The organism is Shewanella sp. Arc9-LZ (assembly GCF_010092445.1).
In the GTDB taxonomy this organism is placed as follows: domain Bacteria; phylum Pseudomonadota; class Gammaproteobacteria; order Enterobacterales; family Shewanellaceae; genus Shewanella.
The window spans coordinates 3740927-3757198 of the sequence record NZ_CP048031.1 but is presented as its reverse complement, the minus strand read 5'-3'; the positions used below and the strand labels follow the sequence as shown (position 1 = coordinate 3757198).

The following is a 16272-nucleotide window of genomic DNA, read 5'->3' as shown; positions in this document are numbered from 1 at the left end:
CAAGTATGACAAAACCATTATCGACAGATGCGATGATCCAGCAGCAAAAGCTTGAACGTCTGCAAACAGCAGACAAACAGCATTTTATTCACCCATTTACCGATTCAAAGGGGTTAGCTGAAAAGGGCACTCGGGTGATCGAACGGGCTGATGGAGTATATCTGTGGGATGTAATGGGTCATAAACTGTTGGATGGCATGGCAGGTTTATGGTGTGTCAATGTGGGCTATGGTCGGCAGTCAATTGTGGATGCTGTCAGCAAACAAATGCAAAAGCTGCCCTTTTATAATAGTTTTTTCCAATGCTCTCATCCTCCAGCGATTGAATTAGCACAAAAAATTGCTTCTCTTGCCCCTGCGCACATGAACAATGTGTTTTTTACCGGGTCGGGTTCTGAGTCAAATGACACCAACTTACGTATGGTGCGACGTTACTGGGATTTAAAAGGCAAACCAAGCAAGAAAACTATTATCAGTCGGGTTAATGCTTACCATGGTTCTACTGTCGCGGGTGCCAGTTTAGGTGGTATGTCGGGCATGCATGAACAAGGCGATTTACCTATTCCTGGCGTGGTGCATATTGCGCAACCTTATTGGTATGCAGAAGGTAAAGATTTATCCCCAGAAGAATTTGGTTTGAAAACTGCGCAAGCACTGGAAGCCAAAATTATTGAGCTAGGCGAAGACAATGTTGCCGCTTTTATTGCCGAACCTTTTCAAGGCGCAGGTGGGGTGATTATTCCTCCATCAACGTATTGGCCTGAAATAAACCGCATTTTAGCCAAATACGATATTTTATTTATTCTTGATGAAGTGATCAGCGGTTTTGGCCGTACCGGAAAGTGGTTTGCCGCTGAGTATTTTGATTTGCAGCCAGACCTTATCACGATCGCCAAAGGCATGACGTCCGGTTATGTGCCAATGGGTGGGGTGATTGTGTCAGACAAAGTGGCCGAGGTTATTAAGCAAGACTGCGGCGAATTTACCCACGGTTTTACTTATTCTGGTCATCCGGTTGCCGCAGCAGCTGCATTAGAAAATATTCGTATTATTGAACAAGAAAAATTAGTTGAACGTGTGGCTAACGATACCTCGCCGTATTTACAGTCGTGCTTACAGCAATTGGCCGAACATCCATTAGTGGGTGAGGTGCGTGGTGTTGGGTTAGTTGCAGCTATAGAGTTAGTCAAAGATAAATCGTTACGACAACGATTTGATGCCAACGTCGGCGTTGGAACATATTGCCGCGATGCGTGTATCACCCATGGTTTGGTGATGCGTTCTGTCGGCGACACCATGATTATTTCACCGCCATTAACCATTAGTCATAGTGAGATTGACGAGTTAGTCGCGAAAGCGACGCAAGCGTTAAATGATACTTATCAACACGTAAAAACCATGGAGTGATGTCCCGTTACTGAATGATTATTGCAATATAGTGATTTTTTAACCAATTGCATTTACACGATCTAGTAATCGAAAGTGTTTTTGATAGAATCGCGTTGAAGGAAACAAGTAATGTCGCGTTAACCATACCGATGCATAGTTAAGTTGTAGCATTGGATAATTTCTTTCATTAGAAAGAAGATTTTACACGCTGGTAAGACCTAGCGAAAAAAACAAATGTCAGTCCCATTCTGACCATTATCCAACAGGGAGAAAGTATGAAGCTATTAAACAAACTATCCACATTGGCCTTAATTACTGCGGGTGTGTTTTCAAGCACTGCTATTCAGGCTCAGGAAGTGGTTAAAATGTACAACTGGTCGGATTATATTGCCGAAGATACCTTAGCCAATTTTGAGAAAGAAACCGGTATTCATGTTATTTATGACGTGTTTGACAGTAATGAAGTACTTGAAGCGAAATTACTTTCTGGCCACAGCGGTTATGACATTGTTGTTCCGTCTAATCACTTTTTAGCTAAGCAAATTAAAGCGGGTGCATTTCAAAAGCTTGATCGCGCTAAGTTGACTAATTATGCCAACTTAAAGCCTGATTTAATGAAACAGCTACAAAAAGCTGATCCGGCCAATGAGCACGCAATTCCGTATTTATGGGGCACTAACGGTATTGGATATAATATCGAAAAAGTGAAAGCGGTATTAGGTGAAGATGCGCCATTTGATTCTTTAGAGCTTATCTTTAACCCTAAGTATGCTGAAAAAATTGGCTCATGTGGTTTCTCGATGCTTGATTCTGCCGACGACATGTTACCTCAAGCCCTGATTTACTTAGGCTTAGATCCAAACAGTAAAAATGCTGCTGATTATGAAAAAGCCGCCGCAGTGTTGGAAAAAGTACGTCCTTACGTCACTTACTTCCATTCATCGCGCTACATTTCAGACTTAGCTAACGGCGATATCTGTGTCGCGTTTGGTTTCTCTGGTGATGTATTCCAGGCTGCTGCACGTGCTGATGAAGCCGGTAACGGTAATAAGATTGGCTATTCTATTCCAAAAGAAGGCGCCAACTTATGGTTTGATATGTTAGCCATCCCACAAGATGCCACTAACGTAGATAACGCCCATAAACTGATTAACTACTTACTTCGCCCTGAAGTGATTGCACCTATCAGTAACTATGTTGCTTACGCTAACCCTAACGCTCCAGCACAAGCCTTAGTTGACGAAGCGATTCGTAATGACCCAGCCATTTACCCTCCACAGTCGGTAATTGATAAGTTGTACATTGGCGATATTCGTCCATTAAAAATTCAACGTGTAGTAACGCGTGCATGGACCAAAGTGAAGTCAGGTCAATAACCTAACCTCACTAGCACTCAGGGCGAGCCCTCTCGCCCTGTTTTTATAGCAGTATTGATGTATTTATTGGCTAATTTTGCCACTTTAACAGATTGTTACGTGTGCCCAGAAACAGGCTGTTCTGTTGCGGTACGCATACTCCAAAAGGCGGAGCAGTATTATGGTAAACACCTCGAGCGTCACTAATAAACCAACCACAAAGACGCAAGATAAAGTGCTGCTCAAAATTGAGCGTGTCAGCAAACTTTTCGATGATGTGCGTGCAGTAGACGACGTCTCGTTAACCATTAACCGTGGCGAAATATTTGCGCTTTTGGGTGGTTCAGGTTCGGGTAAATCAACCTTGTTACGCATGCTCGCGGGTTTTGAAAAGCCAACTGAAGGGCGTATTTTTCTTGATGGTGTCGACATTACTGATATGCCACCGTACGAACGCCCTATTAATATGATGTTCCAATCGTATGCTTTATTTCCGCACATGACGGTTGAACAAAATATTGCTTTTGGATTGAAGCAAGACAAGATGCCTAAGGCTGATATTGCTGTGCGGGTTAAAGAAATGCTTAAACTGGTGCACATGGACAAATACGGTAAACGTAAACCGCATCAGTTATCGGGTGGTCAACGTCAGCGTGTCGCCTTAGCTCGTTCATTAGCAAAGCGACCTAAATTATTATTACTTGATGAGCCAATGGGCGCATTAGATAAAAAGCTGCGTACTCAAATGCAGTTAGAAGTGGTCGATATTTTAGAAGCGGTAGGTGTTACCTGCGTGATGGTAACCCATGACCAAGAAGAAGCCATGACCATGGCCGGACGTATTTCGATTATGCATGAAGGTTGGATTGCCCAAACCGGCAGCCCAATGGACATTTACGAGTCGCCAGCTAGCCGTATGGTTGCTGAGTTTATTGGTACGGTTAACTTATTCGAAGGTGAAATCATTAAAGATGAAGTTGACCACGCAATTATTAAATCGCCAACTTTATCGCAACAGTTTTACATTGGTCACGGTATTTCAACCAGTCTAGAAAACAAAAATGTATTTTTAGCCCTACGACCAGAAAAAACCATTATTACCCGCCAAAAGCCTGAAAGTGAATATAACTGGGCTCACGGCGTAGTGCATGACATCGCCTACCTAGGTGGTTTGTCGGTGTATTACATTAAGTTAAAAAACAACCAAATCGTTCAATGCTCAATGATTAACCGTGAACGCCGCGCCGATCACCCAACGTGGGAAGATGAGGTTTACATCAGTTGGGAAGACACCAGCGGGGTTGTATTAAACTCATGAAGAATCCATTGAAAATATTCAAAGGCCGACATCTCACCATGGGGATTCCATACCTATGGTTGTTACTGTTTTTCGCCTTACCGTTCGCCATAGTATTAAAGCTGAGCTTTTCTACTGCTGCGATTGCCATTCCACCGTACGAGCCAACGTTTAATTATGTTGATGAGGCGCTAAATATATTCGTTAATCTGGGTAACTATTTATTGTTGCTGCAAGATTCAATGTATTACATGGCGTACTTAACCTCATTAAAAATGGCCTTTGTTGCCACACTTGGCTGTTTGGTGCTTGGTTTTCCGATGGCTTATGCCATTGCCCGCGCCCCAGTAAGAATGCAGGCGGTATTGCTGCTACTGGTGATGTTGCCGTCGTGGACCTCCTTTTTGATTCGGGTATACGCATGGATGGGTATTTTAAGTAACAACGGTTTAATCAATAACGCCTTGACTTGGTTAGGTATTATTTCTGAACCAATACAAATGCTGAATACTAATTTTGCAGTATACATTGGTATTATTTATGCCTACTTACCGTTTATGATTCTGCCGCTATACGCCACCCTTGTTAAATTAGATTTAAGCTTACTAGAAGCAGCTTCAGATTTAGGGTCTAGCAGTATCAATACTTTCTGGAAAATTACTCTGCCATTATCAATGGGCGGTGTAATCGCTGGCTCGATGTTGGTATTTATCCCTGCCGTGGGTGAGTTTGTTATCCCTGAACTGCTGGGTGGTCCTGACTCATTAATGATTGGTAAGGTGTTGTGGCAAGAGTTCTTTAATAACCGCGACTGGCCGGTAGCTTCATCATTAGCGATTGTTATGCTAGCGTTATTGATTGTCCCAATTACTTTGTTCCACCGTTATCAGTCACGCAACATGGAGAGCGACGTATGAAGAAGTTAAGTTTCTCTAAAGTGATGTTGTGGGTGGGGTTAATCTTTTTATATGCGCCAATGCTTATTTTGGTCATCTATTCATTTAACGACTCAAAACTGGTTACCGTGTGGGGAGGATTTTCGCCTAAATGGTATGGCGAGCTATTTGAGGACCAGCAAATATTAAATGCAGTCTGGACCAGTTTACGCATTGCCTTTTATAGCTCCACCATGGCAGTGATTATTGGAACGATGGCAGCGTTTGTGATGACCCGTTTTAGACGCTCATGGGCTAAGTTAACCTTGTCTAACATGATCACCGCACCTTTGGTTATGCCTGAAGTTATCACTGGTTTGTCGTTGCTACTGTTATTTGTACAAATGTCAGAAACCTTTGGCTGGCCAACTGAGCGCGGCATGTTTACGGTATGGATTGCCCACTCTACTTTCTGTGCTGCTTATGTTGCGGTAGTGGTATCGTCAAGACTGCGTGAACTGGATTTGTCGATAGAAGAAGCGGCGATGGACTTAGGTGCAACGCGATTAAAAACCTTCTTTTTAATCACCATACCAATGATAGCGCCATCACTTATTGCCGGTTGGTTGTTATCATTTAGCTTGTCGTTAGATGACTTAGTGATTGCCAGCTTTACCTCTGGTCCTGGTTCTACAACCTTGCCTATGGTGGTGTTTTCGTCAGTACGCTTAGGGGTTTCACCTAAGATTAACGCGCTGGCGACGATTATTATTTTAGCGGTATCTTTAGTGGCTTTCTTATCTTGGTATTTTGCACGCCGAGCAGAGAAAAAAGCTAAAATTGCGATGGAATAACAATACTTAATAAACACAATGTAAAAGCCACGCTGATGTCAGTGTGGCTTTTTATTTTCGATAATCTATTTGCTATATTCTACTGACACAGGTGTTTTATATATTCAACAAAGTGTCAAAAATTACGCGATTAATGCTAGTTTTTAAATTTGCATAAGTGTAGGATGAGTGAGTTGAATTACGTTTTGAATCTATAAAGGAAGTGCTATGTCCGCCACACCTCATGCTAGTTCATATTATGCTGCATCGGCTAATGATAAAGTCGAACGTCCTCGCTTAGAATCTACAATTGAAACAGATGTTTGTGTTATTGGCGCGGGCTATACTGGTTTGTCTTCTGCGTTACATTTATTAGAAAGCGGCATGAAAGTTGTGGTGCTTGAAGCGGCAAGAATTGGCTGGGGAGCATCAGGTCGAAACGGCGGTCAAATTGTCAATTCTTTTAGTCGTGACATTGATTCTATCGAAGGCGTTGTCGGCAAAGAACAAGCTAAACTTTTTGGTCAAATGGCGTTCGAAGGTGGTCAGATTATTCGTGACCGTATTGCCAAATACAACATTGATTGCGACTTAAAAGAGGGTGGTGTTTTTGCCGCCATGAACGCCAAGCAAATGGGCCATTTACAGAGTCAAAAATCATTATGGGAAGCTCATGGTCATAACAATCAATTAGAGTTACTCGACCAGGATGGCATTCGCAAAGTGGTTAATACCGATTTATATGTCGGTGGTTTACTCGATAAAAGCGGTGGCCATATTCATCCTCTAAACCTTGCATTAGGTGAAGCCCGTGCGGTGGAATCCCTTGGTGGATTGATTTTTGAAGATTCAGCTGTCATTAAAGTGGACGATGGCGCATCACCGGTTGTGCACACAGCACAAGGCCAGGTTAAATGTAAATTTGTAGTGGTAGCTGGTAATGCTTATTTAGGTAAATTACTGCCAGAGCTACAAGCTAAATCCATGCCTTGTGGTACTCAAGTGATTACCACTGAACCATTGTCAGATGAAATGGCTGCAAGTTTACTACCGCAAGACTATTGCGTTGAAGATTGTAACTACTTATTAGATTATTACCGTCTTACTGGCGATAAACGCCTTATTTTTGGTGGTGGCGTGGTTTATGGTGCTCGCGATCCGGCCAACGTTGAAGCCTTGATTATGCCTAAACTATTAAAGACCTTTCCGCAGTTAAAAGGGATTAAAGTTGACTATGCTTGGACGGGTAACTTTTTAATGACGTTATCGCGCCTGCCACAAGTGGGACGTATTGGCGATAATATTTATTACTCACAAGGCTGTAGTGGTCATGGGGTTACCTATACTCATTTAGCCGGTAAGTTAATTGCCGAAATGCTTAATGGTCAAGCCACACGTTTTGATGCCTTTGCCGCATTGCCGCATTATCCATTCCCTGGCGGGCATGCACTTAGAGTGCCGTTTAGTGCCTTAGGTGCGTGGTATTACACGTTACGTGACAAGTTTGGCATATAACCATCAGTTGATTACCAGCTGGCTGTTAATGATTGATTAATCAATGATTAACTGAGTTTTATTAGAATTTAGTAGGAGCGCATTGTGATTTTAAATGATCCAAGCTTATTGCATGAACAATGTTATATCGATGGCCTATGGGTGGGTGCTAACAGTGGCGAAACGGTTGCTATAGCTAACCCTGCTACCCAAGAAATCATCGGTAATGTGCCTGTTATGGGCAAAGCAGAAACCGAAGCAGCCATTACAGCAGCCAATAATGCCTTACCTGCATGGCGCGCGCTGACTGCAAAAGAGCGTAGCCAGAAGTTACGCCGTTGGTTTGAGTTAATGCATGAAAATGCTGAAGACCTAGCGTTAATGATGACGACCGAGCAAGGTAAACCGCTGGCAGAATCAAGAGGTGAAGTAACCTATGCTGCCTCGTTTATCGAATGGTTTGCCGAAGAAGCTAAGCGTATCTATGGTGATACCATTCCTGGTCATCAAGCAGATAAAAGACTGACTGTTATTAAGCAACCTGTTGGCGTGACTGCGGCGATTACCCCGTGGAATTTCCCTGCTGCGATGATCACCCGTAAAGCCGGGCCTGCACTAGCAGCCGGTTGTACTATGGTCGTTAAGCCTGCGCCGCAAACTCCATTTACCGCATTAGCATTAGCTGAGCTTGCACATCGTGCGGGCATTCCTGCTGGTGTGTTTAGTGTTATTACTGGTGATGCGATTGCGATTGGTAATGCCTTATGTGAAAGCCCTATTGTGCGTAAATTATCTTTTACTGGTTCAACTGCGGTAGGAATTAAGTTAATGGAGCAATGCGCTCCAACACTTAAAAAACTGTCATTGGAGCTAGGTGGTAATGCACCGTTTATCGTTTTTAATGATGCCGATATTGATGCCGCCGTTGATGGCGCAATGATTGCTAAATACCGTAATGCCGGTCAAACCTGTGTGTGTGCCAACCGTATTTATGTCCAAGCAGGGGTGTATGAGCAATTCACGCAAAAATTTGCTGCAACAGTGGCTAAATTAAGCGTCGGTAATGGCGTGGATACAGGGGTGAATATCGGCCCGTTAATCAATGCTGATGCAGTGACTAAAGTACAGCGTCATTTAGCCGATGCTGTTGCTAAAGGCGCAAGTATCGTCACTGGCGGTAAAACACATAGCTTAGGTGGCTTTTTCTTTGAACCTACTATTTTACGTGACGTTGATAAATCGATGTTAGTTGCCAAAGAAGAGACTTTTGGCCCATTAGCACCGCTATTCAAATTCGACTCAGTAGATGATGTGATTAAACAAGCTAATGACACTGAATTTGGCTTAGCCGCTTACTTTTATGGCCGTGATATTTCGCTGGTTTACAAAGTAGCAGAAGCACTTGAATACGGTATGGTGGGCGTTAACACCGGATTAATCTCGACCGAAGTCGCGCCATTTGGTGGCATTAAATCGTCTGGATTAGGCCGCGAAGGCTCAAAATTTGGTATCGAAGAATACCTTGAAATGAAATATATCTGCATGTCAGTTTAAGAGAGCGGGCTATGACTAAAACAAATGATGGATTAATGGCTCGTCGCCAAGCGGCTGTGGCTCAAGGTGTAGGGCAAATTCACCCAATTTTTACTGAACGTGCTGAAAACGCCACAGTATGGGATGTTGAAGGTCGTGAATATATCGACTTTGCCGGTGGTATTGCGGTACTCAATACTGGTCATTTACACCCTAAAGTTAAAGCGGCAGTGGCAGCGCAGTTAGATGCATTTTCTCACACATGTTTTATGGTGTTGGGTTACGAAAGTTACATTGCGGTATGTGAAAAACTTAACCATTTGGTACCGGGTGATTTTGCTAAAAAAACCGCCTTATTTACCAGTGGTTCTGAGGCGGTAGAAAACGCAGTAAAAGTAGCTCGTGCTTATACAAAACGAGCAGGCGTTATTGCATTTACCTCTGGCTATCATGGTCGAACCATCGCTGCGTTAGCATTAACTGGCAAAGTAGCACCGTACAGTAAAGGCATGGGCTTAATGTCTGCCAACGTGTTCCGAGCTGAATTTCCGTGTGAAATGCATGGCGTGTCTGAAGATGATGCTATGGCATCAATTGAACGTATTTTTAAGAATGATGCTGAGCCTGCCGATATTGCCGCAATTATTTTAGAGCCGGTACAAGGTGAGGGTGGCTTTTACGCGGTTACGCCATCATTTATGAAGCGCTTACGTGAATTGTGCGACAACCATGGCATTGTATTAATTGCCGATGAAGTACAAACCGGCGCTGGTCGTACAGGTACTTTTTTTGCGATGGAGCAAATGGGTGTAGCCGCTGACATTACTACCTTTGCCAAGTCAATTGCCGGTGGTTTTCCACTGTCGGGTATTACCGGTAAAGCAGAAGTCATGGATGCTGTTACCGCTGGTGGCTTAGGTGGTACTTATGGTGGTAGCCCGATCGCCTGCGCTGCTGCGTTAGCGGTTATTGAAGTGTTTGAAGAAGAACAATTATTGGCCCGAGCTAATGAAGTTGGTCATCGGCTTAAGTCGGCACTCACTGAGATGCAAGCTAAGTATCCGCAAATTGCTGATGTGCGTGGATTGGGTGCAATGATCGCCATTGAGTTAATGGAAGATGGTGAACCTGCTCCGCAGTACAGTGGTAAGATTTTAACTGAAGCACGTAACCGCGGACTGATTTTATTGTCTTGTGGCACCTACGGCAACGTTATCCGCGTGCTGGTACCATTAACTGCGCCAGATGCACAAATTGATACTGGTCTTGCGATTATGGACTCTACATTTCAGACAGTGTTTAAATAGCGGCTTTTTGTCAAAATAATCAATAGAATCCCGTTTTTACGGGATTTTTTATATCTCATACTTACTTAATTTTTAAAGCTGACTACACTTTATTGTATCTGAAAATTAATACTAAAGCGGGAGCTCAATTGAATGAAGGCATTATCCATTAAGTCAAAGTTGTTATGGATCACCTCGGCGTTATTTATTGCCACAGTAATTACACTCTCTTTAAGTTTATGGCTAGGCTTAAAAGATAAGAATACCAGTCTGGCCGCAGAGGTTGAGGTTGCGTTACAACAAGAGATTAATGACAAACTCTCAGCAAGAGCGGGTGAGTATGGTGAGCGTATTGCTGGATTTATCAATGAAGCTTATCGGGTTCCCTTTTCGTTTGCGGGCTTACTGGAACAAACCTCAAAAAAAGATCCTTTAAGTCGTGAGCGGGTGGAGTTATCGCTTGCGGCAATATTGCAGAAAAATAACATCATATCATCGATGTATGCGCAATTTGAACCTAATGGCTATGATGGTCTCGATGACAGTTATCTTCAAGGTGAAAGCCACAGTGTACCGAATGCGGGCACATTAGAAATTTACTACACCCGCAATGATGACGGCACAGTAGAGCAGAATCAAGTTGATGAAGCGGCTGAAAAATACGTTACCACGTTAAATGAGTTTGGCGTTCGCGAGGCTGAGTGGTACTTGTGTGCCAAAGACAGTAAAAAGCCGTGCTTAATGGAACCATATTTGTACGAAATCACTCCAGGCAATACTGCACTCATGACCTCGTTAACCGTGCCCGTTATAGTGGATAACCAATTTAAAGGTCTCGTTGGCGTGGACATCAACTTGCCGATATTTCAAACCATGATTATGCAATTATCTAAAAGTTTGTATGGTGGACAAGCTAAGGTGACCTTGGTGAGCCAGAAAGGGTTTGTGGTGGCTGCTAGCCATTATAAAAAATTTGCACGACCTTTTAGTGAATCTGTCGGGCCAGAATTAGCTAAAAAGCTGTTGGCATTAAATAGTTCATCGGGGTTTGTAAATGAACCAACCACCATTGCCGTGGCATATCCTATTAACATCCCTATTGCTAATGCAACTTGGTCATTGATTATTGAAGTGCCGAAAACCCAAGCGTTTATGGCGGTAGATCATATGAATACTGCCATGAATGACATGGCGATGTCTCTGGGCAGCTTGCTATTAACCATCGGTATTATTGTCACGGTTATTGCGGTGCTTATTATCAGTTTGGTTATTCGCAGCATTATTGCGCCGCTTAATATGATCCAAGCTCGCGTCGAAAACCTTGCCAGCGCCGAAGGCGACTTAACTCAAGCGATAGAAGTCGATGCCCATGCGGAGTTAATTGCATTAGGCAGTGGTATTAATGCCTTCATTGCGAAATTGCGCCATCTCATTTCCGAGCTCAAAATTCTTGCCGACCGTTCGCAACAAGAAAGCATAAAATCGGCAGACATTGCTAAGCACACACGCGAAAGTGTTAATCGCCAATATGGTGAAATTGAAAGTGTGGTAACAGCGGTTAATCAAATGAGCGCCACCGCGCTTGAAGTGGCTAAAGCCTCTGAGCAAACCGCAATGGAAACCGAATCCATGACGGTTAATGTGAAAGACGGTCAGTCGCGGTTAACTCAAGCAATGGTATTTGTTGAGGGAGTCTCGGGTGATTCAGCACAAGCTCAGCAAGCGGTAGGTATGGTGTCGCAAAGCAGCGCCAATATTAGCCGTATTTTAGAGGTGATCAGTTCCATTGCAGAGCAGACTAACCTATTAGCGTTAAATGCGGCTATTGAGGCTGCCAGAGCGGGGGAACAAGGCCGAGGCTTTGCTGTTGTTGCTGATGAAGTCAGAACCCTTGCGTCTCGAACTCAAACGTCGACTAATGAAATTAGTACCTTGATTGAGTCGTTACAAAAAGAAGTTAAAAATGCCTCGAGCATTATTGATAAAGGTGCCCAAGGCGCACAAAAAGCGGTTGAGCAAACTCAGCTAGCATTACAATCGCTGAATGCCATCGTTGAACAAATTAACCAAGTGTCAGGTCAAGTGACCCACATCGCTACCGCCGCTGAAGAGCAGAGTGCGGTAACCGAAGAGGTCAATCGTAACATTACTGGCATTTCAGACTCGGCTGCTGAGTTATCACAGCTGGCTGACAGTGCTCAGCAGAGCAGTGACAGCCTAGCTGATTTAGTTCAGCAGCAGCATCAGCAATTGGGACGATTACGAACTTAACCCTGCTTTAACCTAGCGCGAACAGTATGAAAGGTGGCTTACAAGCCACCTTTTCTATTATTATTCCCGCTTAGATAGTTACCACTAAGATATTATGGCTGAATTTATTGCTCCACCCTGCGATGGCAACATTGAGGTTTTATACCAAGATGAACATTTGTTGTTGATCAATAAACCGACGGGATTATTAAGTCTCTCGGGGAAGAATCCATTAAACAAGGATTCAGTACATCATCGTTTAGTGCAAGATTATCCAACGGCTACGTTAGTACACCGTCTCGATTTCGGTACGTCAGGTATTATGTTAGTGGCGCTAAACAAAGAGATTAATGGATTATTAACTAAACAATTTCAGCTACGCACTGTCACAAAAACCTACACCGCAGTGTTATATGGTGATTTGGTTGAGCAACATGGTGATATTGAATTACCGATCGCCAAAGATAGTGATAATTTCCCATTTATGAAAATTTGTCAGCAAACTGGTAAACCCGCTCACAGTCAATATCAAGTAATTGAACGCCATCAACAAGGGCTGTCAACACGGGTCACCTTTACCCCTATTACCGGTCGAACTCATCAGCTACGCATACACAGCCAGCAAATAGGCCATCCTATTTTAGGTTGTGACTTATATGGTAATGACTATTCGCGAGCGATGTCGGACCGATTAATGTTGCATGCCACTTCATTATCGTTCACTCATCCAGTAACAGAACAACGGATTGATTTTGTTTGCCCAAGCCCATTTTAACCACTTCTAGCAACAAACTGATGTAAGCATGGTGAAAACTGATGCATAATCAATCTATTATTTATTCTTACATAGGTTAATCAGCATGGTGATTTCATGGTTAGATTCGCTGGCTTTAATTGTATTTTTAGTTAGTTGGATAGGGTATACCGGTTTTGCCCGTCGTAAAGCCAAAACCTCTAATTGCATTGCACGAGTAATGCATCAGCAACGTATTCATTGGATGTCGCAGGTGATAGCCAAAGAGATACGCGTAGCGGAAGCGGCATTATTGGCTAATTTAGAACGCAATATTGCCTTCTTTGCTTCAACAACTTTACTGATCCTGGCGGGTGTGTTGACGTTATTTTCGCAGGTTGAAAAGCTTGAAACCGTGATTGGTTCTATTCCCTTCACCTCGTCGCCTAATCACGCGCTGGTACAGATCAAACTGGCTCTTTTAGCTGGGATTTTCGTGCTAGCATTTTTCCAATTTACCTGGTCAATGCGTCAATATGGTTTTGTGAATATTATGATTGGCGCGGCACCATTAGATAAAACCGGTAGCGATAAAAATGCATTGGGCTATGCAAGGCAAATGGCCGTGGTACAAGATCAAGCGGCGCATTCATATAACTATGGCTTACGTTCTTATTACTACTCTATGGCGGCGCTGTGCTGGTTTATGCATCCAGGAATGTTCATTTTAGCCAGTTTATTTGTGGTATATACCTTGTACCAACGTGAATTTAATTCTAAAGCCGTGGTTGCTATCACTGCAGCACAGGCTTATTTAGAACAAAATCCGAGTTATATTCGTCGAGATTAACCCCAAAAAACATGCATTGTTTGTTAACATTAACGGATATGGCGTAATAACATGACTTAATGCAAGATGATTTGAGTGAGTTTATGTGTTCAATTCAAAGTCTATGCAATCATGATTTAATGGTATTGCATCAGTACGACATAATGCTAACCACCAGTCTATACCATTAAGTGTCATCAATTTTTTGTGATTTATATATATTTTAGTGTGTTAAGCAAACGTTTTCAGGGGTGATATGTTTCATAGTATAAAAGCCAAGGTTATCACTATTTTCTCTTTAGTCATGATAGCTTTCACGTCTGTGCTTTTAATCACTATATTTATCAATGAGCGTGATCGTGTAATGGATTTAGCATTAGAAAACTCTACCAAAATTTCGAAAATGCACGCAAACCTCCTCAGCCAAGAGTTTGCTCGATATGTGGTTATGTTAAAAATGCTCAGCAACAACCCAAAGACAAAGCTAGGTGATAAAGCGACTATCGCTCGACAGCTGCAAAGGCTGATGACAATGGGGCGTGGTAATTTCATTAATGCTATTTATGTAGACAAAAATTTAAATTTAACTGATGTGTTAGGTAATACAAATAAAGTCACTCATTCTTCATTTATACGTGCTGAGCAATGGGTGGGCAAAGAATATAATATTAGCGCGCCTGTAATCACTCGGTTTGAAAAGGCCCCCGTTATCATGGTGGGAGTACCTATTTTAGACACGAAAAATAATTGGATAGGAACACTTGCAGTGGCGGTGCCTCTCACCATCATCTCCGCTAAATTAGCAGAAATTAAGCTCGCAAAAGAGAGTTACGCCTGGTTAACTGACTCGAATGGCTTAATGGTTTCACATCCGAATAAAAGTTTTATAATGAAGAATAAACTTTCAATGACAGAAAGTGCTGATTATCCAGGATTTTATAAAATAGTCCGACAAACTAAATTACAAAATGATGGCTACGGTCGTTATAGGGATGCCAAATTAAATGAATCGAAGATAGTCACATTTTCAAAAGTTGATTATCTGCCTGGCTGGACCTTGTTTGTCACAACTAAAGAGTCTGAAATTTTTCACGCTATATATACAATAATGTACGACGTTTTAGTCACTTCGATCATTTTGATGGTGATATTTTTATTACTCATCAGTGAACTATCCAATAGAATAACAAAACCAATCGTGCAACTGACCAAAGATGTAAAAGCCTCTGTTAAAGATAAAAAAAGTTATCTAAAAATAATCGATTCAGATGATGAAATAGGTCAACTGTCTAAAGCTTTCCACGATAGTCTTCAAAAAATACATTTACACACTATCCATTTAGAACAAATGGTCAATCATCGAACCCAAGAAATCACCGACAAAAACTTACTGCTTAATCAGCAAAATGAAAAGCTTGAACAGCTTGCCTCTAAAGACCCGTTAACCTTGCTTTATAATCGTCGAGCTTTTAGTGCTCTGGTTGATAAAGAGATCTCCCGCGCTAAGCGACATCATTTTCCTGTTACTCTGGTCATATTAGACATAGATTATTTCAAAAAGATTAATGATGAGTTTGGCCACAATGTTGGTGATGATATTTTGTGCCGTTTTGCGGATGAACTGTCTGTAAATATGCGCAAAGAAAATCTCATCTGTCGTTGGGGGGGCGAAGAGTTTGTGATTTTAATACCAGAAGCGACCTCGGCTATGGTCTTTAAACATATTGAAGCGCTACGTCAAAAAATCTCACAGATGGACTTCGCGCCAATCGACAAGTTAACCTTTAGTGCCGGCATGGCAACTCTGCGTATTGAAGAGCCTTTTAAAGAGTGGTTCCAACGAGCTGATAGCGCTTTGTACAACGCTAAAGGATCGGGTCGAAACAAGATAGTAGTTGATGACATTATTGGCTAGAAAGAAGCTGAGGCATATACGATAGCGAAGCTTAAATTAGTTACCTTGGTTTTTACTTAAGCCGATTGGCTATCCTCTAATGCATCACGCAGATTGTTCAAGAGCGTTATAAGCGCTTATCGTGGAGTTATTTGATGGTTGGTGATTTGCATAACTATCAAAATGGCAAGCGGATTCAAATTCCTTCAATTACTGACTTTTATTTAAGTATCTGCTACACATTTGCTACAACACAGAACGCCAGATATGAAAAAGCCGTAGTAGGTATTAACCTACTACGGCTTATCAGAATTGGTGGCCCCTCCCAGACTCGAACTGGGGACCTGACGATTATGAGTCGTATGCTCTAACCAACTGAGCTAAGGGGCCGACTTAAGATAGTCGTCACTATCGAAAGCGGGGAAAGTATACGAAGTTTGTTGGCACTTGTCACCCGTGTTTTTAGTTGTATTTACTTATCTTGTTTCAATTGGTTATCTGTTAA

Annotated in this window: 12 protein-coding genes and 1 tRNA gene; 12 read left to right on the top strand and 1 reads right to left on the bottom strand. The window is 42.4% G+C overall.

The annotated features are described in order from the left end of the window. Positions 1-5: 5 nt before the first annotated feature. The 12 genes from GUY17_RS16060 to GUY17_RS16005 all read left to right on the top strand — a co-directional run bounded on the left by GUY17_RS16060 (position 6) and on the right by GUY17_RS16005 (position 15788). On the top strand, positions 6-1406 hold the full coding sequence (locus GUY17_RS16060; RefSeq protein ID WP_208062785.1) for an aspartate aminotransferase family protein: 1401 nt from the start codon (positions 6-8) through the stop codon (positions 1404-1406). Positions 1407-1663: 257 nt separating this feature from the next. Continuing rightward, positions 1664-2764: a polyamine ABC transporter substrate-binding protein gene (locus tag GUY17_RS16055; protein ID WP_101088807.1), complete on the top strand. Its 1101-nt coding sequence runs from the start codon at positions 1664-1666 to the stop codon at positions 2762-2764. Between the two features lie 160 nt (positions 2765-2924). Then, entirely contained in the window at positions 2925-4061 is a 1137-nt protein-coding gene (gene potA, locus GUY17_RS16050; RefSeq protein WP_162023721.1) for a polyamine ABC transporter ATP-binding protein, read from the top strand. Beyond that, positions 4058-4957 (top strand): ABC transporter permease subunit, encoded by a 900-nt coding sequence (locus GUY17_RS16045; RefSeq protein WP_101088809.1) that lies wholly within the window; start codon positions 4058-4060, stop codon positions 4955-4957. Before potA ends, GUY17_RS16045 begins: the two co-directional genes overlap by 4 nt. Continuing rightward, on the top strand, positions 4954-5769 hold the full coding sequence (locus GUY17_RS16040) for an ABC transporter permease subunit (protein ID WP_101088810.1): 816 nt from the start codon (positions 4954-4956) through the stop codon (positions 5767-5769). Before GUY17_RS16045 ends, GUY17_RS16040 begins: the two co-directional genes overlap by 4 nt. A 207-nt stretch (positions 5770-5976) precedes the next feature. Further along, positions 5977-7263, top strand: a complete 1287-nt coding sequence (locus GUY17_RS16035; RefSeq protein WP_162023720.1) for an FAD-binding oxidoreductase — start codon at positions 5977-5979, stop codon at positions 7261-7263. An 84-nt stretch (positions 7264-7347) separates the two neighbouring features. After that, positions 7348-8796, top strand: coding sequence for an NADP-dependent succinate-semialdehyde dehydrogenase (gene gabD, locus GUY17_RS16030; protein ID WP_162023719.1), 1449 nt, complete (start codon positions 7348-7350; stop codon positions 8794-8796). Positions 8797-8807: 11 nt separating this feature from the next. Beyond that, the gene (gene gabT / locus GUY17_RS16025) at positions 8808-10082 is read left to right on the top strand and encodes a 4-aminobutyrate--2-oxoglutarate transaminase (protein WP_162023718.1); all 1275 of its coding nucleotides are present in this window, start codon (positions 8808-8810) and stop codon (positions 10080-10082) included. 132 nt (positions 10083-10214) lie between these two features. Then, entirely contained in the window at positions 10215-12332 is a 2118-nt protein-coding gene (locus GUY17_RS16020; RefSeq protein ID WP_162023717.1) for a methyl-accepting chemotaxis protein, read from the top strand. Between the two features lie 94 nt (positions 12333-12426). Next, positions 12427-13086: an RluA family pseudouridine synthase gene (locus tag GUY17_RS16015; protein WP_162023716.1), complete on the top strand. Its 660-nt coding sequence runs from the start codon at positions 12427-12429 to the stop codon at positions 13084-13086. Positions 13087-13171: 85 nt separating this feature from the next. Next, on the top strand, positions 13172-13894 hold the full coding sequence (locus GUY17_RS16010; protein ID WP_101088816.1) for a DUF599 domain-containing protein: 723 nt from the start codon (positions 13172-13174) through the stop codon (positions 13892-13894). Between the two features lie 235 nt (positions 13895-14129). Continuing rightward, positions 14130-15788, top strand: a complete 1659-nt coding sequence (locus GUY17_RS16005) for a sensor domain-containing diguanylate cyclase (protein ID WP_162023715.1) — start codon at positions 14130-14132, stop codon at positions 15786-15788. 292 nt (positions 15789-16080) lie between these two features. Here GUY17_RS16005 and GUY17_RS16000 read toward each other — a convergent pair. Further along, positions 16081-16157: transfer RNA gene (locus GUY17_RS16000), tRNA-Ile, on the bottom strand. Positions 16158-16272 lie beyond the last annotated feature (115 nt).

Excerpts from the sequence above, each read along its gene's own strand:
- GUY17_RS16045 (WP_101088809.1), top strand. The coding sequence starts at position 4,058 with ATGAAGAATCCATTGAAAATATTCAAAGGCCGACATCTCACCATGGGG.
- GUY17_RS16060 (WP_208062785.1), top strand. The coding sequence starts at position 6 with ATGACAAAACCATTATCGACAGATGCGATGATCCAGCAGCAAAAGCTT.
- GUY17_RS16040 (WP_101088810.1), top strand. The coding sequence starts at position 4,954 with ATGAAGAAGTTAAGTTTCTCTAAAGTGATGTTGTGGGTGGGGTTAATC.
- GUY17_RS16010 (WP_101088816.1), top strand. The coding sequence starts at position 13,172 with ATGGTGATTTCATGGTTAGATTCGCTGGCTTTAATTGTATTTTTAGTT.
- GUY17_RS16015 (WP_162023716.1), top strand. The coding sequence starts at position 12,427 with ATGGCTGAATTTATTGCTCCACCCTGCGATGGCAACATTGAGGTTTTA.
- GUY17_RS16055 (WP_101088807.1), top strand. The coding sequence starts at position 1,664 with ATGAAGCTATTAAACAAACTATCCACATTGGCCTTAATTACTGCGGGT.
- GUY17_RS16020 (WP_162023717.1), top strand. The coding sequence starts at position 10,215 with ATGAAGGCATTATCCATTAAGTCAAAGTTGTTATGGATCACCTCGGCG.
- gabT (WP_162023718.1), top strand. The coding sequence starts at position 8,808 with ATGACTAAAACAAATGATGGATTAATGGCTCGTCGCCAAGCGGCTGTG.
- potA (WP_162023721.1), top strand. The coding sequence starts at position 2,925 with ATGGTAAACACCTCGAGCGTCACTAATAAACCAACCACAAAGACGCAA.
- GUY17_RS16035 (WP_162023720.1), top strand. The coding sequence starts at position 5,977 with ATGTCCGCCACACCTCATGCTAGTTCATATTATGCTGCATCGGCTAAT.
- GUY17_RS16005 (WP_162023715.1), top strand. The coding sequence starts at position 14,130 with ATGTTTCATAGTATAAAAGCCAAGGTTATCACTATTTTCTCTTTAGTC.